Source organism: Pseudomonas sp. (assembly GCF_051660785.1).
Taxonomy (GTDB): Bacteria; Pseudomonadota; Gammaproteobacteria; order Pseudomonadales; family Pseudomonadaceae; genus Aquipseudomonas.
Genome location: NZ_JBOFQE010000104.1, coordinates 1 through 23,309, shown reverse-complemented (window position 1 = coordinate 23,309; position 23,309 = coordinate 1). Strand labels below are relative to the sequence as shown.

The 23,309-nt window shown below is 59.8% G+C and carries 20 protein-coding genes; 10 read left to right on the top strand and 10 right to left on the bottom strand.

Annotated features, from left to right (window positions below; genetic code table 11):
* The first annotated feature begins 86 nt into the window (after positions 1 to 86).
* Positions 87 to 1,181 (top strand): iron-sulfur cluster carrier protein ApbC, encoded by a 1,095-nt coding sequence (gene apbC, locus ACRC4F_RS29285; RefSeq protein WP_438662431.1) that lies wholly within the window; start codon positions 87 to 89, stop codon positions 1,179 to 1,181.
* A 125-nt stretch (positions 1,182 to 1,306) separates the two neighbouring features.
* Here apbC and ACRC4F_RS29280 read toward each other — a convergent pair whose 3' ends face one another.
* The gene (locus ACRC4F_RS29280) at positions 1,307 to 2,065 is read right to left on the bottom strand and encodes an SDR family oxidoreductase (protein ID WP_438662430.1); all 759 of its coding nucleotides are present in this window, start codon (positions 2,063 to 2,065) and stop codon (positions 1,307 to 1,309) included.
* A gap of 166 nt (positions 2,066 to 2,231) precedes the next feature.
* On the opposite strand from ACRC4F_RS29280, the gene ACRC4F_RS29275 reads away from it, so the two are divergent.
* The 4 genes from ACRC4F_RS29275 to groL all read left to right on the top strand — a co-directional run bounded on the left by ACRC4F_RS29275 (position 2,232) and on the right by groL (position 5,740).
* On the top strand, positions 2,232 to 2,963 hold the full coding sequence (locus ACRC4F_RS29275; protein WP_438662429.1) for a HugZ family protein: 732 nt from the start codon (positions 2,232 to 2,234) through the stop codon (positions 2,961 to 2,963).
* Positions 2,964 to 3,029: 66 nt separating this feature from the next.
* Positions 3,030 to 3,506, top strand: coding sequence for an FxsA family protein (locus ACRC4F_RS29270; protein ID WP_010457646.1), 477 nt, complete (start codon positions 3,030 to 3,032; stop codon positions 3,504 to 3,506).
* A 247-nt stretch (positions 3,507 to 3,753) separates the two neighbouring features.
* Positions 3,754 to 4,047 carry a co-chaperone GroES gene (locus tag ACRC4F_RS29265; RefSeq protein WP_030128183.1) on the top strand — a complete coding sequence of 98 codons (294 nt, stop codon included), beginning with the start codon at positions 3,754 to 3,756 and terminating at the stop codon, positions 4,045 to 4,047.
* 49 nt (positions 4,048 to 4,096) lie between these two features.
* The gene (gene groL, locus ACRC4F_RS29260) at positions 4,097 to 5,740 is read left to right on the top strand and encodes a chaperonin GroEL (protein ID WP_074874047.1); all 1,644 of its coding nucleotides are present in this window, start codon (positions 4,097 to 4,099) and stop codon (positions 5,738 to 5,740) included.
* A 207-nt stretch (positions 5,741 to 5,947) separates the two neighbouring features.
* On the opposite strand, the gene ACRC4F_RS29255 is transcribed toward groL, so the two are convergent.
* Positions 5,948 to 6,691 carry a phosphatase PAP2 family protein gene (locus ACRC4F_RS29255; RefSeq protein WP_438662428.1) on the bottom strand — a complete coding sequence of 248 codons (744 nt, stop codon included), beginning with the start codon at positions 6,689 to 6,691 and terminating at the stop codon, positions 5,948 to 5,950.
* 219 nt (positions 6,692 to 6,910) lie between these two features.
* On the opposite strand from ACRC4F_RS29255, the gene colR reads away from it, so the two are divergent.
* From colR to ACRC4F_RS29230, 5 genes are all read left to right on the top strand, one after another.
* Positions 6,911 to 7,594 (top strand): two-component system response regulator ColR, encoded by a 684-nt coding sequence (colR, locus tag ACRC4F_RS29250; protein ID WP_008032118.1) that lies wholly within the window; start codon positions 6,911 to 6,913, stop codon positions 7,592 to 7,594.
* Positions 7,584 to 8,858, top strand: coding sequence for a sensor histidine kinase (locus ACRC4F_RS29245; protein WP_438662427.1), 1,275 nt, complete (start codon positions 7,584 to 7,586; stop codon positions 8,856 to 8,858). Before colR ends, ACRC4F_RS29245 begins: the two co-directional genes overlap by 11 nt.
* 160 nt (positions 8,859 to 9,018) lie before the next feature.
* A complete protein-coding gene (locus ACRC4F_RS29240; RefSeq protein WP_438662426.1) occupies positions 9,019 to 9,687 on the top strand; it encodes a class I SAM-dependent methyltransferase in 669 nt (222 codons plus the stop codon).
* A gap of 4 nt (positions 9,688 to 9,691) precedes the next feature.
* A complete protein-coding gene (locus ACRC4F_RS29235; RefSeq protein WP_438662425.1) occupies positions 9,692 to 10,405 on the top strand; it encodes a lipopolysaccharide kinase InaA family protein in 714 nt (237 codons plus the stop codon).
* 2 nt (positions 10,406 to 10,407) lie between these two features.
* On the top strand, positions 10,408 to 10,635 hold the full coding sequence (locus ACRC4F_RS29230; protein WP_438662424.1) for a hypothetical protein: 228 nt from the start codon (positions 10,408 to 10,410) through the stop codon (positions 10,633 to 10,635).
* Positions 10,636 to 10,811: 176 nt separating this feature from the next.
* Here ACRC4F_RS29230 and ACRC4F_RS29225 read toward each other — a convergent pair whose 3' ends face one another.
* The 8 genes from ACRC4F_RS29225 to ACRC4F_RS29190 form a co-directional block, all read right to left on the bottom strand.
* Positions 10,812 to 13,847 (bottom strand): multidrug efflux RND transporter permease subunit, encoded by a 3,036-nt coding sequence (locus ACRC4F_RS29225; protein ID WP_438662423.1) that lies wholly within the window; start codon positions 13,845 to 13,847, stop codon positions 10,812 to 10,814.
* 13 nt (positions 13,848 to 13,860) lie between these two features.
* Positions 13,861 to 15,009, bottom strand: a complete 1,149-nt coding sequence (locus tag ACRC4F_RS29220) for an efflux RND transporter periplasmic adaptor subunit (RefSeq protein ID WP_438662422.1) — start codon at positions 15,007 to 15,009, stop codon at positions 13,861 to 13,863.
* 229 nt (positions 15,010 to 15,238) lie between these two features.
* Positions 15,239 to 16,336, bottom strand: a complete 1,098-nt coding sequence (locus ACRC4F_RS29215; protein ID WP_438662421.1) for a DUF1513 domain-containing protein — start codon at positions 16,334 to 16,336, stop codon at positions 15,239 to 15,241.
* 14 nt (positions 16,337 to 16,350) lie between these two features.
* The gene (locus ACRC4F_RS29210; RefSeq protein ID WP_438662420.1) at positions 16,351 to 17,415 is read right to left on the bottom strand and encodes an imelysin family protein; all 1,065 of its coding nucleotides are present in this window, start codon (positions 17,413 to 17,415) and stop codon (positions 16,351 to 16,353) included.
* 26 nt (positions 17,416 to 17,441) lie between these two features.
* Positions 17,442 to 18,869, bottom strand: a complete 1,428-nt coding sequence (locus tag ACRC4F_RS29205) for a di-heme oxidoreductase family protein (RefSeq protein WP_438662419.1) — start codon at positions 18,867 to 18,869, stop codon at positions 17,442 to 17,444.
* A gap of 283 nt (positions 18,870 to 19,152) precedes the next feature.
* Complete coding sequence (locus ACRC4F_RS29200; RefSeq protein WP_438662418.1) at positions 19,153 to 20,502, bottom strand: imelysin family protein; 1,350 nt, start codon at positions 20,500 to 20,502, stop codon at positions 19,153 to 19,155.
* Between the two features lie 308 nt (positions 20,503 to 20,810).
* Complete coding sequence (locus ACRC4F_RS29195) at positions 20,811 to 22,862, bottom strand: putative bifunctional diguanylate cyclase/phosphodiesterase (RefSeq protein WP_438662417.1); 2,052 nt, start codon at positions 22,860 to 22,862, stop codon at positions 20,811 to 20,813.
* A 64-nt stretch (positions 22,863 to 22,926) separates the two neighbouring features.
* Positions 22,927 to 23,178, bottom strand: coding sequence for a hypothetical protein (locus tag ACRC4F_RS29190; RefSeq protein WP_438662416.1), 252 nt, complete (start codon positions 23,176 to 23,178; stop codon positions 22,927 to 22,929).
* Between the last annotated feature and the right edge of the window lie 131 nt (positions 23,179 to 23,309).

Below are 23,309 nucleotides of genomic sequence, written 5' to 3'. Positions count from 1 at the left end.
AGCTAATGATCTTCGGGCATGCCGAGTAGGCCACAGAACGGTTAGGATACCCGCCTGATTTTCCAGTCTTGCTATCGGAGTTGCCCATGAGCGTCGTCAATCGCGCAGCGGTGGAAGCCGTCCTTCGCCAATACACCGACCCTTACCTGAACCAGGACCCGGTCAGCGCCGGGTGCGTGCGCGGCATCGACATCCAGGGCGATCGCGTCAGCGTGCAGCTGGAGCTGGGTTATGCCGCCGGTCTGTTCAAAAGTGGCTGGTCGCAGATGCTGCAAATGGCGATCGAAGGCCTCGACGGCGTGACGAGCGCTCGCGTTGACATCACCAGTGTGATTGCCGCGCACAAGGCTCAGGCGCAGATTCCGGGCCTGGCCAACGTCAAGAACGTGGTGGCCGTCGCGTCCGGCAAGGGCGGTGTGGGCAAATCCACCACCGCTGCCAACCTCGCACTGGCCCTGGCCCGTGAAGGCGCCAAGGTCGGGATTCTCGACGCGGACATCTACGGTCCGAGCCAAGGCATCATGTTTGGCATCCCTGAAGGCACCCGACCAAAGGTCAAGGACCAGAAGTGGTTCGTGCCGATCGAATCCCATGGCGTTGAAGTGATGTCCATGGCCTTCCTGACCGACGACAACACGCCGATGGTCTGGCGCGGGCCGATGGTCTCCGGCGCGCTGTTGCAACTGGTCACGCAAACCGCCTGGGGCGATCTGGATTACCTGGTCATCGACATGCCGCCAGGCACCGGTGACATCCAGCTGACCCTGGCGCAGAAAGTCCCGGTGGCCGGTGCGGTGATTGTCACCACTCCGCAAGACCTGGCGCTGCTGGACGCACGCAAAGGTGTAGAGATGTTCCGCAAGGTCAACATCCCGGTGCTGGGCGTGGTGGAAAACATGGCCGTGCACATCTGCTCCAACTGCGGGCATGCCGAGCATCTGTTCGGTGAAGGTGGCGGGGTGAAGCTAGCCAATCAGTATGGCGTCGAATTGCTGGCGTCGCTGCCGCTGGCAATGGCCATTCGTGAGCAGGCCGATGGCGGCAAGCCGACGGTGATTGCCGAGCCGGACAGCCCGATTGCGCTGGTGTACCAGGAACTCGCCCGCCACGTCGGCGCGCGGATTGTATTGCAGGAAGCGGCAACGCCGGCGATGCCGAACATCACGATCAGCGACGATTGATGGCCTGAAACTCAATCAACTGTGGGAGCTAGCCTGCTAGCGATAGCGGATTCACATTCAACAATATGTTGGCTGAACCACCGCAATCGCTAGCAGGCTAGCTCCCACATTGATCTATGGGGGCTTTAGATCCGCAACCCGCCATCCATTTCCAGGATCCGGCCGGTGTAGTAGTCGTTCTCGAAAATGTACGCCGCTGAATGGGCGATCTCTTCCGGTTTGCCCATGCGCTTGAGCGGAATTCCGGCCGTCATCTTCTCCAGCGCTTCAGGCTTCATGCCCAGCGTCATCTCGGTTTCGATAAAGCCCGGTGCAATGCCCGCCACACGAATGCCATAACGCGCCAGCTCCTTGGCCCAGGTCACGGTCGCTGCGGCCACGCCAGCCTTGGCGGCGGAGTAGTTGGTCTGGCCGATGTTGCCGGCACGGGAAATCGACGAGATATTGATGATCGCGCCGCTGTTGTTCAGCTCGACCATTTTTGCCGCGACTTCACGGGTGCACAGGAATACGCCGGTCAGGTTGACGTCGATGACCGCCTGCCATTGAGCCAGGCTCATCTTGGTCATTTCGCCATCCTTGACCTTCAGCAGCAGGCCGTCGCGCAGGATCCCGGCGTTGTTGATCAGGCCATGAATCGCGCCAAAATCTTCGGCCACCTGAGCGACCGTGTGCGTCACTTGCTCTTCATTGGCGACGTTGCACAGGTAAGCCCGAGCTTCGACGCCCTTGGCTTTGCACGCCGCGACGGTGTCGTCGAGCTTTTCCTGGTTCAGGTCCACCAGCGCCAGCTTCGCGCCTTTACCCGCGAAATACTCGGCCATCGAACGGCCTAAACCCTGGCAACCGCCCGTGATAATGATTACTTTGTCAGTGAGTTGCATTCGCATGCCCCAATAGCAGGTTCAGAGTGGTTTCCTTCCTAGAGGGCCTCTCGATCTGCACCTGATGTGGCCTGGTTGCACATGAGAACTGCCCCGATGGCGTCCTGGAACTTATCCCCAGGCGCCTGTCCGTTTTTTCGACGGATTCTATATAAGGAGTCATAAATTGAGCGTTGAAGCGGCCAAGAATGCCCGAGAATTGCTTCTCAAGGAATACCGTGGGGTGCTGTCGACGCACTCCAAGTCGATGCCCGGTTTCCCGTTTGGCTCCGTGGTTCCGTATTGCCTGGACGAGCAGGGCCGGCCGCTGATCCTGATCAGCCGCATCGCCCAGCACACCCATAACTTGCAGAAAGATCCGAAATGCTCGCTTTTTGTAGGCGAGCGTGAGGCCGACGACGTACAAGCCGTTGGTCGCCTGACGTACCTGGCCGAAGCCGAAAAGCTCGAAGACGAGGCCGCGATCGAAGCGGCAGCCGAGCGTTACTACCGCTATTTCCCGGATTCGCAGAGTTACCACAAGGCCCACGATTTCGATTTCTGGGTACTCAACCCCGTGCGTCACCGCTACATCGGCGGTTTCGGCGCGATTCACTGGGTCGATCAGTTGACCCTGGCCAACCCGTTCGCCGGCAAAGCCGAACTGAGCATGGTCGAGCACATGAATGCCGATCACGCCAAAGCTATCGCCCACTACGTCGAACTGGCGGGGCTGCCGAAAACCGAGCCGGCGCAACTGGCGGGTATCGACAGCGAAGGTATGCACCTGCGCATCGGTCAAGCCCTGTACTGGCTGCCGTTCCAGGCAACTTGTAATACGCCGACACAAGTGCGCGAAGCCTTGGTTTTCCTGGCTCACGCCGAGCATTGGCCGAAAAATGAAGTGGCCGACGCTTGAATTCACGAAACGGCGACGTCATCTAGGGAAGACTGGCAAGGCATTCTTGCGTTGAGGAACCATTTGATGCGCCCTTTTTTATTGCTCTTTGTACTGTTTCCGGTGTTGGAGCTGTTCGTATTCGTCAAGGTCAGCGGGGCCATCGGGTTTTTCCCGGCCCTGCTGCTGATCATTCTCGGCTCGATGCTCGGCGTGTTCGTGCTGCGTATCGCCGGTCTGGCCACCGCGTTGCGTGCTCGTGAAAGCCTGAACCGCGGCGAACTGCCGGCCCAGACCATGCTCGAAGGTTTGATGCTGGCCCTGGCGGGCGGTCTGTTGATCCTGCCGGGCTTCGTCACCGACGTGCTGGGCCTGATCATGTTGCTGCCGATCTCTCGTCGACTGCTGGCCAATAAAATGCGCCAGCGCGCCGAAGAGGCGGCGATCCGTCAGCGTGCATTCGCCGACGATCTGCAACCACGGGGCGGTCCTGCTCCGCAGCAGCCGCTTGGCCGCGAGCCGAATGTGATTGAAGGCGAGTTCGAACATCGCGATTCCAAGTAAAGCGTTTCAGCTGCACGGCACCTTCGGGTGCCGTGTTCGTTTTCGGGGCATCGACGTAAAAAATTTCGATCCCCGCCCTTGTAATAAGCTTATGCGCCCTTATGTAACGGTCACCGCAAGGTTTCTGGCGATCACGCCAGACAGACTTCCGCGGTTCGCTTGACGAACCGCACCCGGCACCGCCGGATTTGTTAAACCCGCCGGGATCACACCGGCCGATGAAAACCACAATTGGGAGAGATCGACAATGAAGCTTCGTCCTTTGCATGACCGCGTCGTCGTCCGTCGCAGCGAAGAAGAAAAGAAAACCGCTGGCGGTATCGTCCTGCCAGGTTCGGCTGCTGAAAAGCCAAACCAGGGCGAAGTCCTCGCTGTAGGCCCGGGCAAAGCACTGGATAGCGGTGAAGTGCGCGCGCTGGCTGTGAAAGTGGGTGACAAGGTTGTGTTCGGCCCTTACTCCGGCAGCAACACTGTGAAAGTTGACGGCGAAGATCTGCTGGTCATCGGCGAGAGCGAAATCCTCGCTGTTATCGAAGGCTGATTCCCCGCTCATTTTCCCGCTACTACAAAGTATTTAAGGAATATCGATCATGGCTGCTAAAGAAGTTAAATTCGGCGATTCCGCCCGTAAGAAAATGCTCGCCGGTGTCAACGTCCTGGCTGACGCAGTAAAAGCGACCCTGGGCCCTAAAGGCCGTAACGTGATCATCGAGAAGAGCTTCGGCGCTCCGACCATCACCAAGGACGGCGTGTCCGTTGCCAAAGAAATCGAGCTGAAAGATCGCTTCGAAAACATGGGCGCGCAGCTGGTCAAAGACGTTGCCTCCCGTGCAAACGATGACGCAGGCGACGGCACCACCACCGCTACCGTTCTGGCTCAATCGATCGTCAACGAAGGCCTGAAAGCCGTCGCTGCCGGCATGAACCCGATGGACCTGAAGCGCGGCATCGACAAAGCGACCATCGCTATCGTCAAAGAGCTGAAAGCCCTGTCCAAGCCTTGCGCTGACACCAAGGCCATCGCTCAGGTCGGCACCATCTCGGCCAACTCCGACAGCTCCATCGGCGACATCATTGCCGAAGCCATGGAAAAAGTCGGTAAAGAAGGCGTGATCACCGTTGAAGAAGGCTCGGGCCTGGAAAACGAACTGTCGGTTGTTGAAGGCATGCAGTTCGATCGTGGCTACCTGTCCCCGTACTTCGTCAACAAGCCAGAGACCATGACTGCCGAGCTGGACGGTCCGCTGATCCTGCTGGTCGACAAAAAGATCTCGAACATCCGCGAAATGCTGCCAGTACTGGAAGCCGTTGCCAAAGCCGGCCGTCCACTGCTGATCGTGGCCGAAGACGTTGAAGGCGAAGCCCTGGCGACTCTGGTTGTGAACAACATGCGTGGCATCGTCAAAGTCGCAGCCGTCAAGGCTCCAGGCTTCGGCGACCGTCGCAAGGCCATGCTGCAGGACATCGCTGTTCTGACTGGCGGTACCGTTATCTCCGAAGAGATCGGTCTGAGCCTGGAAAGCACTACCCTGGAACACCTGGGTAATGCCAAGCGCGTGATCCTGTCCAAAGAAAACACCACCGTGATCGACGGTGCCGGCGTTGAGGCTGACATCCAGGCTCGCGTTCTGCAGATCCGCCAGCAAGTGGCTGACACTTCGTCCGACTACGACCGTGAAAAACTGCAAGAGCGTCTGGCCAAACTGTCCGGCGGCGTTGCAGTGATCAAGGTTGGCGCTGGTTCCGAAGTTGAAATGAAAGAGAAGAAAGCCCGCGTTGAAGACGCCCTGCACGCTACCCGTGCAGCCGTTGAAGAAGGCGTGGTACCTGGCGGCGGCGTGGCACTGGTTCGCGCTCTGCAGGCTATCTCCGAGCTGAAAGGCGACAACGATGACCAGAACGTTGGCATCCAGTTGCTGCGTCGCGCTGTTGAAGCGCCACTACGCCAGATCGTTGCCAACTCCGGCGACGAGCCAAGCGTAGTAGTCGACAAGGTCAAGCAGGGTTCGGGTAACTACGGTTACAACGCTGCGACCGGCGAATACGGCGACATGATCGAAATGGGCATCCTGGACCCGGCTAAAGTGACTCGTTCGGCTCTGCAAGCGGCTTCGTCGATTGCCAGCCTGATGATCACCACCGAAGCCATGATCGCTGAGATCAAGGATGACGCACCAGCTGGCGGCGGCATGCCAGACATGGGCGGTATGGGCGGCATGGGCGGCATGATGTAAGCCAGCCTTACCCCGTACATAAAAACCCCGCCGGCGATGAGCCGGCGGGGTTTTTTATTGCCCGGATTTCAAGCCCCACACCATCCAGTGTGGGAGCCAGCCTGCTGGCGATGGCGGTATATCAGCCAACATAGATATGGCTGACACACCGCTATCGTCGGAACGCCGCCCGGAGCCGGCTCGCTCCCACATTTTTTGATCTGCGTTTCAGGTGCTGACCGGTTCTGCCTTACTGACCCGATCAGCCTTGGAAGCCGGTCGATACAGGATGTAGTAGTAAGACCCCAGACAAATCAACCAGCAAAAAATCGCCGTCCACACGTTATGCGAAAAGAAGTGCGCGCCCTGCATCATCCGGCTCACTGAAAACACCGTCCCCAGTGCAAACGCAAACACAAACGCCTGCCTTGCCAGCCGTGGGCGACGATCACGCAAGACAAAGAACAGCGCAAACAGCGTGAACCCGGTCGCCGCATGACCCCCAGGCCAGCAACGGCCAGGCTTGTCGGTTTGCGGGCGCGGGCTGAGCAATTCGCTGTAGGTTTCATGGCCGCCGAATTGCTCGAGGCTCCATGGGCATTGCACCGCCGTCACTGCCTTGACCGGCGTCACGAACGAGGTCGCCAAGGCCAGCGACAGCACCAGACAGCCCAGTTCGCGCTTGAACGGTTTGAGCCTGTCCACAAAAAAGGCGCCAATGAAACCGAGGATCGCAAACACCGAAAACGCGATGACCACCTGCTTAGCACGGTCATGCAGAATGTTCTCAAGGAAGTAGCTGTGGCGCCCGATGAAATCACCGGCGACCGGGTCGTAGAACAGCTTGGCCAGGTCCATGTCCAGCGACGTCAGTTCAAGCAGCACCAATATAATCGCCGTGATAGCGGGCACACCCAGGCATACCCAAAAGTTAAGCGGTCTGGAAGCGGGGCGGGCAGCGGTCGAAGCCATGGCAATTCCTTGGTCGGTGAAGGGGTCTGGAGAGCGCATCCGCGCGGAGTCTGAGCCCGGTGCTGTCGTCAGCATGTGAATCGATAGTGAAAAACTTGTTAAGCCGGCATCGGCGTTTTCTATCGGATTTACAACTGCACGCAGTCCTAGCCCTGAGCCACACTTGGCCTTAAGCTGCGCGGGCCACGACGGCCGTTACTGTGTACGGAGGAGGTGCCCATGCGAATTCTATTGGTTGAAGACAACCGCGATATCCTGGCCAATCTGGCCGATTACCTGGGGCTCAAAGGCTACACCGTGGATTGCGCGCAGGACGGTTTGTCAGGCCTGCACCTGGCGGCCACCGAGCACTACGACCTGATCGTGCTCGACATCATGTTGCCCGGCATCGACGGCTATACCCTGTGCAAACGCCTGCGCGAAGATGCCCGCCGTGACACGCCGGTGATCATGCTCACCGCCCGCGATCAGCTGGATGACCGGCTGCAAGGCTTCAAGTCCGGTGCCGATGACTATCTGATCAAGCCGTTCGCGCTGTCCGAACTGGCGGCGCGTATCGAGGCGGTCATGCGCCGTGCCCAAGGTGGCGGTCGTCGAACCTTGCAGGTCGGCGATCTGAGCTACGACCTCGACACCCTGGAAGTGACCCGCGAAGGTCGCCTGCTGAAACTCAACCCGGTCGGCTTGAAGTTGCTGGCCGTGCTGATGCAAAAAAGCCCGCATGTACTGCGCCGTGAAATTCTCGAAGAAGCCCTGTGGGGCGATGACTGCCCGGACAGCGACAGCCTGCGCAGCCACGTCCATCAACTGCGCCAGGTGATCGACAAGCCATTCGCCAAGCCTTTGCTGCAAACCGTGCACGGTGTGGGTTATCGCTTGGCCGAGGGCCGTGATGGAGTTTAAGCAGAGCCTTGCCCAGCGGATCATCATCGCCTTTGCGTTGATGAGCGCATTGGTGGCGGGCGCCTTCGCCATGGGCATTGTGGCGACCGTGCACCTGGTGGAAGAAAAACTGATTTCGGCCGGGCTGGGCGGCGATTTGCAACGGCTGTTGTTGATGGACAGTGTCTCGGACTGGAGCCATCGCCCAGAGCCCGACCAGTTGTTCTACTTCAGCGGCGGACCGGGGGACTTCGAGCTGCCCAAGGATTTGCGGCACCTGGATTCCGGTTTCCACGAAGTCTTTCGCGAGCAACTGTCGTATCACGCGATGGTCGAAATCGTCGATGGCCGGCGTTACGTACTGCTTCAGGACCAAAGCGATTTCGAAGAGCGTGAACGGGTGCTGTTTGCCGTGGTGCTGGTGGGCTTCGTCCTGAGCCTGGCGCTGGCGGTCTTTCTTGGTTGGGTCCTGGCGCGCAAAGTGATGGCGCCGGTGGTACGGCTGGCCCGCCAGGTACGTCATCGCGATCAATTACTGGGTCTGGCGCCTCCCTTGGCGCCGGATTATGCCGCTGACGAAGTGGGCGAACTGGCCGTTGCCTTCGACGCCACCCTTGGACGTTTGCGCCAGGCGTTGACCCGTGAGCGATTGTTTACCAGCGACGTCAGCCATGAACTGCGCACGCCATTGATGGTGCTGGCCAGCTCCTGTGAATTGTTGTTGGAAAACCCCGGTATCGACCAGCGTGGCCGAGCCCAGGTCGAGCGAATTGCCCGCGCGTGCGCAGAGATGCGCGAGCTGGTGCAAACGTTTCTGATGTTGGCGCGGACCCAACGCGAAGACGCCAGTGTCGCGCCTCAGCAATCACTGAGTCAGGTCGCCGATGGGCTGCTCAACCAGTGGCGCGAACCGATTGAAGCCAAAGGGCTGAATCTGATCTTCGAGCCGGGCAGTCCGCCCGGCACCTGCTACAACGCAACCCTCTTGCACGCCGTCATGGGCAACCTGTTGCGTAACGCACTGCATTACACCGAACGCGGGTTCATTCGCTTGACCCTGACGGCCACGGGTTTCACGGTCGAGGACAGTGGCGTGGGCATTCCCGAGGAAAAGCGCGAGGCGATGTTCGAACCTTTCGTGCGCGGCAGCGAAAAGCGCGGCGAGGGCCTGGGGCTTGGATTGTCGCTGGTGCAGCGGATTTGCGAGAACCAGGGCTGGAACGTCAGCCTGACCAACATGGAACCCAATGGCTGTCGTTTTCAGGTGGCGCTGGGTCAAGAATAGCGGTGCTTTGAATATCGAGTCCGCGAGCCATGACAGTCGCTCTGAAAAACCTTGTAATGATTGCGCGTTTACATAACAATTTTTTCACAAAGGCATGACCTGACGCCGACACTACGCTACCTAAGGTAGTTGTCATCTGAAGCTTCAGGAGACCTTGACGATGGATGGCCCGATCAAACTGGATTTTTCCGAAAAATACGACGATCAACACGCGCAGCGATACTTGCGCAAACATCAGGACGGCCTTGGTCGTCGACTGTCCCACTGGCGTGACGAGCAGATGGCGCGAAAGGCGCTGGCGCTGGTCGGCGAGCCCGGGCTGGTTCTGGATTTGCCTTGTGGTGCAGGGCGTTTCTGGCCACTGCTCGCGGAAAAGGCCAATCGCGCGATCATCGGGGCCGACAACTCCGAGTCAATGTTGAAGATCGCCACGCAGGCGCAACCTGCCGACGTGGTGAAACGGGTACAACCCTTGCACACGTCTGCATTCGACATTGCCTTGCCCGACAACGCCGTCGACAGCATTTTCTGCATGCGATTGCTGCATCACATCGGTGAAGCCGAGCACCGACTGGCCATTCTGCGCGAATTTGAACGAGTCACGCGTGACAGCGTGATCCTTTCGTTGTGGGTGGACGGCAATTTCAAGGCCTGGAAACGCAAGCGCTCAGAGAAACGACGTGGGCAGGAAGGTTACCAAAACCGATTTGTGTTACCGGCAGCCACGGTAGAAAAGGAGTTCGAACAGGCGGGGTTCCGTATTCAGGAACAACTGGACTTTTTACCGCTCTATGCCATGTGGCGAGTTTACGTATTACGCAAGAGGTAACAGGATGGCAGTGCAATGTGCAGCAGAAACGGACGTCGCTTCTCAGGACCGCTTCGACTACTTCTGGAATCAGCGCGGTGAATGGGTAGAAGAACCCAACGTCCGTCGCGGTGGAGAAAGTGGCGTGCAGCGGGTCATGGGCAGTGATGGACAGCTGCTCTACGCCAAGCGGCAGACCGGGCATATCTATCGCAGCTGGCTGCATCCGTTCGGCCGCCCGACGGTGTTGCGCGAGCAGGATGCGCTCATTGGCCTGCGCGCGCTGAATGTGCGAGTTCCGGAAATCGTTTTCTGCGGCGCACAGCGCGACCCTGTGCACAAATGGCGTGCATTGCTGGTGACCAAGTCGCTGGACGGCTTCGAGGAGCTCGAACACTGGTACGCCGGCGGCGGTCGCGAGCGCCACGGCGAAGTGGTGCATGATCGCGTCCTGAAGGAATTGGCCGACAATCTGGCCCGCATGCACAAGGGCCGCTGGCAGCACAGTTGCATCTACATCAAGCACGTATTCGTGCGGGTTACTGGTGAAGACGACTCGGCCAAAGTCGAGGTTGCCTTGATAGACCTGGAGAAATGCCGACAGCGTTTGACCGCCTATCGCGCGGCGGCTCATGACCTGAAGCAGTTGCGTCGCCACTCGTCGTTCAGCACGACGGACTGGCAAAAACTCGTCTATTTTTATGAGACGGCGTTTGGCAGCGCTATCAAAGGTTTATAGCAATGAAACTAGAAATTGCACGAGGTGTGTTTTTGATAGGAGCCTTGGCAGTTGCTTCATTGGCGGTGGCGGCGTGGGAGCAGCCCCGCACGCAAGTCCTCAGTTCAGTGAGCACTGATGCTCACTGTCCGTTGCCACGGGTTACCAAGGCAGCCGAGGCATCACAACCCGATCATGATTTGTTGCTGTTCATGTTCGGACTTTCACAAGGCATGAGGCCGCAGAGTTGAACAGATTGAAGCCAAAATAAAAGGCCTCGCCAAATTGCGAGGCCTTTTTTTGTGCCCGAACTTAAAGCCTTGCACCAGACCAATGTGGGAGCCAGCCTGCTGGCGATGGCGGTGTGTCATTCAACACAATGCTGAATGGCGGACCGCTATCGCCAGCAGGCTGGCTCCCACAGGGGTTACTGGTGTTCCTTAGCATCGGGTTTGGCTAAAAGGGTGTAGATGCACGGCAGCACGAACAGCGTGAACAACGTGCCGATCGACATCCCTGTTGCGATCACCGTGCCGATATCGAACCGGCTGACGGCCCCCGCACCCGTGGCGATGATCAATGGCACCATGCCGAACACCATCGCCGCCGTGGTCATCAATACCGGACGCAATCGAATCGCCGCCGCTTCTTCCACCGCCTCGCGGGGCGTCAGGCCTTTCTCTTTGCGCAACTGGTTGGCGAACTCGACGATCAGGATGCCATGCTTGCTGATCAGCCCGATCAAGGTCACCAACCCGACCTGGGTGTAGATGTTCATGCTCGACCAGCCGAGGAACAGCGGGATCAACGCGCCGCAGATCGACAGCGGCACCGTCACCAGGATCACCAGCGGATCACGGAAGCTTTCAAACTGCGCAGCCAGCACCAGGAAAATGATCGCCAGCGCCAGGGCGAAGGTCACCCACAGCGCACTGCCTTCCTGCACGTATTGCCGCGACGCGCCGGCGTAATCCATGGCAAAACCGGCTGGCGCTTCTTCCACCGTGATCTGGCGCACGGTGTCGATGGCTTCACCCATGCTGACCAGCGGCACCCCGGACAGGATCGCTGAGTTGAGTTGCTGGAACTGGTTCAACTGCCGTGGACGCGCCCGGTCGGTGACAGTGATCAGGGTCGACAGGGCCAGCAGTTCGCCCTGAGTGTTCCTGACGTAATAGTTGTTCAACCAGTCCGGGTTGTCCCGGAAAGGTCGCTCCACCTGAGCGATGACTTTGTAGCTGCGGCCTTCAATGGTGAAACGGTTGATTTCCGCCTGACCCAGCATCGTCGCCAGTGTTCCCCCCAGGTCCTGCATGGACACGCCCATCTGCGCGGCCTTGGCGCGATCGATATCCACGACGACTTCGGGTTTGTCGAAGGCCAGGTCGACGTCGACGAAGGCGAACTTGCCGGACTCCATCGCCCGTTTTTTCACCCGGTCCATCACTTGCAGCAGCGCCTCGTAATCGTTCGCCGTGTTGATCACGAACTGAAACGGCAAGCCTTCGCCAGTACCGGGCAGGGAGGGCAGATTGAAGCCGAAAATCTGCAGCCCGGAAATGCTCTCCAGTTTGCGTTGGACCTCGGGCAGGATTGCCATCTGCGTGCGGTCCCGTTCGTTCCACGGTTTGAGCAGGAAACCGCCAATCCCCGATTGCACGCCGTTGAACCCATTGATCTGGAACGAGGAGTAGTACTCGGGAAATTCCTTGAAGATCGTGATGAATTCGTCGGTGTAGGTGTTCAGGTAATCGAGGTTGGCCGGTTGCGGGGCGTTGGCCAGCATGAAAATGATGCCCTGGTCCTCGTCGGGCGCCAGTTCCGACTTGGTGAACTTGAGCAGCACCGGAATCAGGCACAGCACGATCACCGCAAATACGAGCACCACCGGCCGGGTGTTGAGGGTGCCGTGGAGCATGCTTTGGTATCGGCGCTTGAGGCCTTCGAAAATCAGGTCCAGGCGATGGGCCAGGCCGCTGGGGTTTTCATCATGGCGCAGGAGCAGGGCGCACATCATCGGCGACAGGGTCAGCGCGACCACGCCCGAAATCACCACCGCCCCGGCCAGTGTCAGGGCAAATTCCTTGAACAGCGCCCCTGTGAGCCCGGTCAGGAAGCCGATCGGCGCATAGACCGCCGCCAGGGTGATGGTCATCGAGACCACCGGCATGGCGATCTCCCGGGCGCCCTCGAGGGCTGCATCCATCGGCGTCTTGCCTTCCTCGATGTGCCGGTGAATGTTTTCCACCACCACAATGGCATCGTCCACCACCAACCCGATCGCCAGCACCATCGCCAGCAGGGTCAAGAGGTTGATCGAGTAACCCATCATCTGCATGAAGAACATCACGCCGATCATCGATAGCGGTATGGTCACCACCGGGATCACCACCGACCGCAGCGCCCCGAGAAACAGAAACACCACCACGATCACGATCAGCACGGCTTCGAAAAGGGTTTTCACCACTTCGTCGATCGAGGCCTGGATGAACAACGTGGCGTCGTAGGCGATTTCGCCTTTGAGGTTGGGCGGCAGCTGGGCTTCCAGCTCCGGCATGATCTTGCGCACTTCCTTGATCACGTCCAGCGGGTTGGCGCCTGGCGTAGCCTTGATGCCGATGTACACCGAGGGCGTGCCGCCGAAGGAGCTGATGGAATCGTAGTTTTCCGCGCCCATCTCGACCCGCGCCACATCGCTGAGCAGCACGCGACTGTCGCCATCGACCTTGAGTGGAATCGCGGCAAACGCTTCGGCGGATTTGAGCTCGGTGTTGGCATTGATGCTGGTGACGACGTACTCGCCTTTCACTTCCCCGGCGGCGGAGAGGAAGTTGTACTGGCGCACCGCGTTGGTCACGTCGCTGGCACTCAGGCCGAAACCGGCCAGCTTCATCGGGTCCAGCCACAGGCGCATGGCGAACACCTGATTGCCGAGGATCTCGGCTTCGGCCATGCCCGGCAGGGTCGCCAGCTTCGGCTGGATGACCCGCGACAGGTAGTCGGTGATCTGCGGGTTGCTCAGCTCCTTGCTGAAGAAACTGATGTACATCAGCGCCGACGCGTCGGCGGCTTCCTTGCTCAGCACCGGGTCTTCGGCGTCCTGCGGCAGCTGGTTTTTCACCTCGTTGGCCTTGGCCAGCAGCTCGGTGAACAAACGGTCGCTGTTGGAGCCGATGCGCGCGTAGATCGAGATCACCGAGAAGTTCTGGCGACTGACCGAGGTCATGTAGTCGATGCCCTCGGCGCTCGCCAGGCTTTGCTGCATCGGTTGGGTGATGTAGCCCTGAATGGTTTCGGCGTTGGCCCCGGGGTAAGCGGTGGTCACCGTGATCAGGGCGTTTTCCATTTGCGGGTATTGGCGCAGCGGCAGCTTGCTCCAGGCCTGGAAGCCCAGCAGCACAATCAACAGGCTGACCACGGTGGCGAGCACCGGGCGGCGGATGAACGGGTCGGTAAAAGCCATGTGGATTCCTTGATCAGTCAACGCGAGGCTGACTGCTCTTCTCGGCTAGGGTCTTGTCGTCGCTGATGGCAATGTGTGCGCCGTTGTCCAGTTTGATCTGACCGGCCGTGACCACTTTTTCGCCGTTCTGCACGCCTTTGGTAATCATCACCAGCCCGTCACGGCGCTCGCCGGTTTCGATGAACCGCCGTTCGGCGATCAGGATCGGCTGGCCCTTGTCGTCTTTTTCGAGGCTGCCGTCTTCGGCCTTTTTCTGCGCGACGACGTAGAGCGAGTTGCCGTACAGCGTGTACGTGATCGCGCTTTCCGGAACGACGATGCGCGGTTGCGGATCGGGCAGCATCACTTGCAGGCTGGCGAACATCCCCGGCAGCAGTTTGCCGTCAGGATTGGCCAGGGTCGCGCGGACCTGAACGTTGCGGGTGCTGTTTTCGACTTTCGGGTTGATCGCGCTGATGGTGCCGGGGAAGGTCTGCGTCGGGTAGGCCGAGACAATGATCTGCACCGACTGGCCTATGCCGATCTTCGGCACTGATTGTTCAGGTACAAAGAAGTCGACGTAGAGGCTGCTGAGGTCTTGCAGGGTGGCGATCATGGTGCCGCTGGCGACGTAGTCACCGACGTCCACCTGACGAATACCGATGGTGCCGCTGAACGGGGCGAGAATGCGCTTTTTCGCCAGCGATGCCTTGAGCTGGTTGACCGTGGCCTGGTCCTTTTTCATGATCGCCGAGAGTCGGTCGAACTCACCCTTGGAGATCGCCTGGCTGCCCACCAGTTGGCTGCCGCGGTTGTAATTCACGGTCGACAGTCCGAGGTCCGCCATTGCGGTTTCCAGCAAAGCCTTTTCCACGCCGCTGTCGAGCTGCACGATCGGCTGGCCGGCCTTGACCTTCTGTCCGGACTCGAACTGCACATCCATGACGGTGCCGGCGATTTCCAGGCTCAGGTCGACCCCTTGCAGCGCCTTGAGGGTGCCAACGGAGGGCAAACGGGCCTGCCACGGACGTTCGGTGGCAGTGGTCGCGGCGACACTGATCGGCGGTTTCGGCGCGGAAAAGCCCTGGATCATCGTGTAGATGGAGAAGGCTTTATAACCGGCCAGGACCAGCACGATCAGCAGAACAACACCCAACATGATCAGCATGCGGCGACGCAGCATATTTCCACTTCCTTGGAGAAAATCAGGTGAGACAGTGGGGCACATTACCCCGAGTCGGAGGGGGATTCCAACTGGTAGAAATCACAGGCAGAGCTCATCTAGGGGGACGAGCGAATGATGAATAACCTGTGGTGAGGGAGCTTGCTCCCGTTGGGCTGCGAAGCGGATCCCAAAGTGGGACTGCTGCGCAGTCAAGCGGGAGCAAGCTCCCTCGCCACAGGAAACGGGTTTAGATGAGGTGAAGGTGGTTGTCCCAGAGCCCTGCGGGAAGATCGAGCGGTTTTGCAACGAGATTTGTCTGGCGGCAATCGTAGTAACGGCAGCGGCCCTGACCCGAGGTTACGACAAAACCATCCGCCACCGCGCCAACCCCGGCGCAGTCGGGAAGCGGTGCATCCAGGCGCACTTCGCCACTGTCCATGTCCCAGATAAAAAAGCGGTTGCCGCGCGGTGCGGTCAACGCGACCAGCCGCAACTCACTGTGCACCGCAACGCTAGCGGTGTAATGCCCCATCGCCTGCAACTGATGCTCAGGCACGGGGAACGCCACGAACGGTTGCCCGGGACGCTTGATCGCCAGCAGCTCCGAAGACTCGTGGGACGGCCCCATGAATTGCTGACCGGCGACGATGGTGCCGTCACTGGCGATCCCCAAATGCCGCACGCTGTTCATCTGCTGGGCGAGGGTTTCCTTGCTCAGCAAGGTGCCGTCGCGTTGCATCAGAACCAGGCTTGGTTCCATGGCGTTGAGGTTCATCTCGACCCGGCTTTCGGCTTCGGTGCGAATGCCGCCGTTGGCCACTACCAGCGTCTCGCCATCCGGCATCCACGACACCTGATGCGGGCCGATGCCATGGGTGGAAATCTCGCCGCTGTGCACCAGTCGCTCGCCTTCGAATTTATACACACCCAACAGGCCGCGACCCGGATCGGAGGTGTCGTTTTCGGTGGCGTACAGCCAGTCGCCGCTCTTGTGAATCACCGCGTGGCCGTAGAAATGCCGGTTCGGCAGCGAGGACACGGTTTGCAGCAGCGCGCCGTCGTGCAGGTCGATCAGGTAACTCTCGGTGCCCGGACGCCGGGCGACGAACAGCGCGATCGGCAGCGTCGGGTGGTTGATGATGTCGTGGCAACGCTGGCCGACCTGGGTGGCGAACACCCGGGTGCCGTCCAGCCGATAACCGACGGCGTAATGCTTGCCGTCGCCATCGTCCCGCGCCGAAAGCAGCAGCGGGCTTTTGTCCTTTTGCTTGAACAGCGTCCAGCCGCCCAGTGTCACTGCTCCCAGCAGCAAACTCCCTAAAGTCAGAGCCTGACGTCGCAGCATGGCACTCGCCCTCATCAGTCACCGTCGTTGGCGTTGAAGCCCAGTTGGATGCCCAGCGCCTTGGCCAGTTCGCCTTCGTGCAGGCGATGGACGACGTTGAGGCTGTCGTAGATGTCGTTGAGTTGCTGGCGACCGGCGTCGTCGTTGAGCATGTCAGTCAACGGACGCTGATTGCTGGCGAACAGTTTCAGGGACGCGGCGTAAGCGGCATCGATCTTGTCGGCCAACGGTTTCTGCTCGCTCGGCAACAGGCCGCGCAGGCCTTTGTTGTCGACGCCTTCCCACACGGTTTTGGCGGCGGCGAGGCTGGCTTCAAGGCCGGTCAGGGACGACTGGCTACGCCATGCGTCAGCCTGGAACGGTTGCGGCACGCCCTTGCTCTGGCGGCCCATCGGCGTGCCGAGTTTTTTCTTCAGGGTGTCGAGGGCGGTGACCTGGACCCGCAGCAGATCGGCGATTGCTTCGTGGGAATCGGCGTAGCGCTGGTTGGGGAATTTGCTCATCTGCGCGAGCATCCCGTCGGTGTTGTTCCAGCTTTGCAGAATCTCTTCGGCCAGCAGTTTCTGACGCTCGCCGATGGCCTTCAGCAGTGGGCAGTATTTGGCTTTCTGCGCGTCGTTGGCCACGTCCGGCTTGCTGTCGAACAGAATGTATTCGTAGGCCGAAAGGCCTTGCACCACAACGCTGGACTTGGCCAACGCAGCGGCATCGATCTGCGGCTGCGCGGTGACCAGTTGCTCGACCTGACGGCCGACCAGGTTTTTCTTGTCCGGCCAGAACTGCACCTGCCAGGCACGATTGCCTTCGGCCAGCGGCCCGATCAGCAGCGGTTGCAACTCGGCCCAGGCTTTCTGCGCGTGCAGGAAGTCGGCGCGGGCGGTGTCGAGGTTTTCCTTGCCTTCGCAGTAGGCCAGCGCGCTGACAGCCAGTTGGCGATCGGCTTCAACCCAACGGGTGTAGGTCGGCAGGATCACTGATTTGGCAATCGCCGCAGAGGTGACAGCTTGTGGGTCCTGTGGCGAACAGGCGCCCAAGGCTAGCGCTGCAAGGCTGGTGAACAACAATTTGGGACGGAACATGTCGGGCTCCCGCTATGGAATACGGTTTAAAGGGAATTCAAAAACGCCAGCAACGCAGCGCGCTGTTCGGCGTTGAAAGACAAAACCTGTTGCTGGGCCGCTTGCGCTTCGCCGCCATGCCAGAGCACGGCTTCAAGCAGATTGCGCGCGCGGCCGTCATGCAAAAACTGGGTGTGGCCACTGACCGCCTGCGTCAGGCCGATGCCCCACAACGGCGGGGTGCGCCAGTCGCGGCCGCTGGCCTGGAATTCGGTACGGTTGTCGGCAAGACCGTCGCCCATGTCGTGCAGCAGCAGATCGCTGTAAGGGCGAATCACTTGATTGGCCAGTTCAGGTTCGGCGGCATTGGCGGCGGTGGTGTATTTCGGTGTGTGACAGGACTGGCAGCCGGCCTGGAAAAACAGGTTCTTGCCGGCCAGCACTTCGGGCGCGTTGACGTCGCGGCGGGCTGGTACGGCGAGATTTCGGCTATAGAACAGCACCAGACGCAGGATGTTGTCGCTGACTTCAGGCTCTCCATTCGGGCCGTTGCCGTTCGGGGCTTGTTTGCAGGCAGTTTGCGCGTCGGTGCAGTCGTCGAAGGGACGCAGGCTGGTGCTCAGGCCCATGTCCCCGGAAAACGCGTGAACGTTCTGTTGATTGAGGTTTGGTTGCCCGGCTTTCCAGCCGAAGCGGCCAAGGACGGTCGTTTGCTGCACGTCATCCCACACCCGATTCGGGCGGCCGGCGATGCCGTTTTTATCCTTGGCCTGCGCCTCGGCGTTGGCCAGGATCGCCTCGTCGGGGATGGCTTCGAGCAAGCCCAGGCCAATCATCGGTGGAGCAACACGCGCCGAGAAACGGGTGTCGGGGTGCATCGGGCCGTAACCCAGCTGGGTGATGTTCAGGCTGGGCTTGCGCAGCTCGACTTCGGTGCCGTCCTTGAAGCGGACCGCAACGGGCGTGTAATCGACGCGCACTTTGCCTTCCGGGGTCACGCCGGGTACGGCCATGTCCTGGAACTGGCCGCCGTAGACCGGCTCGGGGACCACACCGAGCTGTTCGATGACCTTGGCATACGCCGGCGCGTCCGGGATCGACAGGCGCACCAGCATCGATACCGCGTTCGCCGCATCGGGCGTCGGCGGATGACCGCGACCGTCCTTGATGTGGCAGCCCTGACAGGCGTTGGTATTGAACAGTGGACCAAGCCCGTCCCGAGCGGTGGTGGTCGAGGGGGCGATCACCCAGGGGTTGCGGAAGAAACTGTTGCCGACGCTGAAATCCACACGCCGTGATGGCGAGAGATTGGCGGAGGGCAGGGAGAAAGCGTTCTGATCGGTCTTGCGCACGGTCGCTGCACCACCGGACCGGGCTTCACCGGGTTCGGCCTTGGTAAAACGCGGGGCGTCATCGCAGGCACTCAGGCCCAGGGCCAGAAACAGTGCGGACAAGCGAAGAAGCAGCGAGGGCATCAGACATCCTGCAAGACGAGCAAAACAAGGGCGCAAAGTCTAACAGGGCAGGGGGGATTGAATAAGAGGAATTATCGTTTGGTTGATGTGGGCAGGATTTATCAGGAAAACCGCAATCCCCTGTGGCAGCGAGCCTGCTCGCGATGGCGGTAATACATTCAGCATTTATGGTGACTGACACTGCCTCATCGCGAGCAGGCTCGCTCCCACAGGGGGTGGTGGTTTGGCAGGCATGAAAAAGGCGACCCGAAGGTCGCCTTTGTATTCGCTCAGCCAGCGTTGATCAGAACTCGTGATCAGCGTTGTCCGGGTTCAGATCGCTGATGCCTAGCTTGCCAGCGGCGGCTTCGATCGAACCGGTCTGCTTGACCAGTGCAGCGATGGCGTCGCGGACGATCTGGTTGCCAGCAGTGTTGCCGGCGGCGATCAGTTGGTCGTAGTGCTCACCCTTGTTGGCGTGATCGACGATGACCTGCATCTTGGCTTCGGTTGCGGCCAGATCAGCTTTCAACGCGGTGTCGGCAGCCGGGTCGGCCTTGGCCACCAGGGACGACAGGCTGGCGCCGGTCATTTTGGTGCCGTCGACACGGGTGTATTCGCCCAGGTACACGTTACGCACACCCTTGGCATCGTAGAACTGCGAGTTGTGGGTGTTGTCGCTGAAGCAATCGTGTTCGTCTTCAGGGGAGTTGGCTTCCAGGGAAACCTTCATGCGCTCGCCCGCCAGTTCGCCCAGGGACAGGCTGCCCATGCCGAACAGCATTTTGCGCAGGCCGGAATCAACCGGTTCGGCTTCCAGAGTGGCGCGGTAGTTGTCGGCCACGTTCGGCTTCCAGTTACCGACCATTTCTTCCAGGTCGCTGACCAGCAGCTGGGTCACGGACTTCAGGTAAGCGCGGCGACGATCGTTGTGACCGCCGGTGGCGCCTTTGCCTTCCAGGTAGTCGGAGGCTGGACGGTTGCCGGCGCCAGGTCCGGTGCCGTTCAGGTCCTGGCCCCAGAGCAGGAATTCGATGGCGTGGTAGCCAGTGGCAACGTTGGCCTCGGAACCGCCCAGCTCGTTCAGGCTGGCGAGTTTTTCCGGGGTGATGTCTTTGACGTCGATCTTGTCTTCGCCGACCTGAACCTGAGTGTTGGCGATGATGTTGGCAGTAGCGCCCGGGTTACCCAGCGCGTGCTCGTAGGATTTGTCGACGTAGTCGATCAGGCCTTCGTCCAGTGGCCAGGCGTTCACCTGACCTTCCCAATCGTCGATGATGGTGTTGCCGAAGCGGAACACTTCGCTCTGCAGGTAAGGAACGCGGGCAGCAACCCAGGCAGCCTTGGCGGCTTTCAGGGTGTCGGCGTTCGGCTTGGCGAGGAAGGCGTCGACGGCGGTTTGCAGGGTTTTCGCGGTGGATTCGGCATCGCTGTAAACGGCGAAGACGATGTCGGCGTAATGCGCGACAACGGCTTTGGCGGCGTCTTCGTCGACCTTGCTGGTAGCGGCAGGGGCGGTGGCTGGAGCCGGAGCGGTCGTGCTGGCGGCCGGCGTAGGCGCTGGAGCTGCAGCTTTGTCTTTGCCTTCGCCACAACCGGCGAGGGAAATAGCGATGGCCAACAGACTGGCGGTAGCCAGAGGCATACGAATCATGGCGAACATCCTGCTTCGAGAGGGGGTGGTATGGCGCAGCGAGTGCGCAAAACTGCGACATAATGCAAATCTTTCGCATTATGTGTAAAGGGTTGTAGCTGGAAATATTTCTTATTCACACGAAGGCTGGCTTGCGCAACCTTGTGGCGAGGGAGCTTGCTCCCGCTGGGCGGCGAAGCCGCCCCAAAAACTGTAGCCCGGATCTGACCGAAGAAACGCTTCGTACGCATTGCGACTGCTGCGCAGCCGAGCGGGAGCAAGCTCCCTCGCCACAGGGGCTGCGCCAGCGGCTAAGAGCGCTGTGTTGATCAGAGGATCGCTGCGTTGCTGCGTTGCGCCTGTTTCAGGTAGGCACTCAATTCCCGCGCCGGCAGCGGTTTGCTGTAGTGGTAACCCTGACCTTCATGGCAGCCTTCGGAGATGATGTAGGCCTCTTGCTCGGCGGTTTCCACGCCTTCGGCAATTACCTGCATGCCCAGACTCTTGCCCAGCTGGATGATCGCCCGGACGATGGTGGCATCGTCGTCGTCATCGAGCAGGTCCTGCACGAAGCTCTTGTCGATCTTGATCTTGTCCAGCGGCAGGCTTTTCAGGTAGCTCAAGGACGAATAACCGGTGCCGAAATCGTCGATCGCAATCAATGCGCCGGAGCGACGCAGGCTCAACAGATGCTGGGCGGCAGTGCTGATGTCTTCCATCAGGCCGGTTTCGGTGACTTCCAGCTCCAGGCTGCGCGGTGGCAGGCGATACATCTGCAGCAGGTTGTTGACCACTCGCGGCAGCTCGGCGTGGTGCAATTGCACCGTGGACAGGTTCACCGCCATGCGCAAGTCGCTGAAACCCTGGTCATGCCATTCGCGCAGTTGTTTGCAGGCCTGATCCAGCACCCATTCGCCGATGGCGATGATGGTGCCGTTCTGCTCGGCCAACGGGATAAACAGGTCGGGCGGCACCAGGCCATGCTCGGGATGCTGCCAGCGAATCAGTGCCTCGACACCCACTACCCGGTGATCGCGGTAGCTGATCTGCGGTTGATAGACGAGGTAGAACTGGTCCCGCCGCAGGGCATCACGCAGGTCTTTTTCCAGTTCCCGGCGGCGGCGCATCTCGGTGTCGACGCTGGCGATGTAGAACTGATAACGGTTGCGCGAGCGGGTTTTCGCCAGCGTCATGGTCTGCTCGGCTTTTTGCAGCAGTTTCTCGGTGCTGTCGCCGTCTTCGGGAAACAGGGTGATGCCAATGGTCGCGCGCAGGCGGATTTCCTGATGATCGAGGGCAAACGCCGCTTCCAGATCATCGAGAATACTTTGCGCCAGTTCGGCGGCTTCGTAAGGTTGTTCGATATCGGCCTGGACCAGGGCGAACTGATCGCCACCCAGGCGGGCGAGGGCGCCGAGGCGACCGCTGTGGGCACGCAGGCGGTCGGCCAGGGCCAGCAGTAGCTGGTCGCCGGTCTGATAGCTGAACTGTTCGTTGATCCCTTTGAAGTCATCCAGGCCCACCACCAACACCGCCACCCGACGCTGCAATTTGCCGGCGTCGACCAGGATCTTGTCCAGTTGCTGCTGCAATTGCTGACGGTTCGGCAGGCCAGTGAGGAAGTCGTACTGGGCCATGCGCAGCAGGCTGTTTTCTGCTTCGTGGCGAAGATGGGTGTTGCGTTCGATGGATTCGAGCAACTGGTTGGCGGTGTTGATCCAGATTCCCAGTTCGTTCTTTTCGTGACCCTTGAGCAGCGGGATCTTGTGTTCGCTGGGGCGGTCCGGGTTGATTTCGGTCAGGTGTTCGATGATGCGCGACAGCGGTTTGGTCAGCAGCCAGTGGTAGACCAGGTACAGCACCAGGCCCATGGCCAGGGCGCGTAACACGCCGGAAATAAAGATGATCACCGAACTGACGATGAAACCCTGCCCGTAGGTGGCGGTGTCGAGGGTGATGCTGAGGTCGCCGTAATATTCGCTATAGGGTCCGCGACCGACCAGTTGGGTGGTGAAGGTGCGTTCCTTGCCGAGGATCAGGTCGGTCAGCCAGCGGCTGTTTGAATGCTGCAACTCACGGGTTTTTTGCGCGAGCATGGCTTCGTTGGGATGGCCGATGGAGGCCTGGCGCACGGCGTCGTCCTGGAACAGGCCTTCGATGACCTGCATGCCCATTTCCCGGTCCAGGCTGTAGACGGCCTGGGTGGAGGGGTCGCGGAACATGTCGAGGATGCGTTCGGCATCGTTGGCCACGGCCTGGCGTGTTTTATAGGCATCGAAAACGATCTGCGCGCAGCTCAAGACCACGCCGACGATCAATGCCGACAGGAGCACGACCCGGAGCAACTTCACCGACAAGCTGTTCTTGAGTTCCAGCTTCAAAGGGTTATTCCTTGTTCCGTGCGGGTAGCATCAAGTTGCCATGAGTATTGGCAATCCCGTGTTGTCAGTCAAAGGGACAATCAATCTCAGGGTTTTTTGCCGGTAGCTTGGCAGAAATGCTGTTGTTTTGAGTATTTGCCCGATTAGTACTGTGTCGGTAGTTGGGTCCTTCAACTTGAGGGGGATTGGGACTATTTTTCCATTTGTTGATGGTAGCCTGCTGTGGCGTGGGGGCAAGGGGCTGATTGCTGGTTTCATTGTCGGTGATTGGCTTGGCGGCCTTATAGCCGACCATGTTCTTGTTGGTTGTGTACATATCCATTCCTGCGGTAACGGCGGCTGGCGGTTTCGCCCTTACGGCGACTCACTTTTTTTACAAGCGCCTAAAAAAAGTAAGCAAAAAAACGCTCGCCCCAAGCGTCCGGCCCCTCGCCTAGGCTCGGCGTT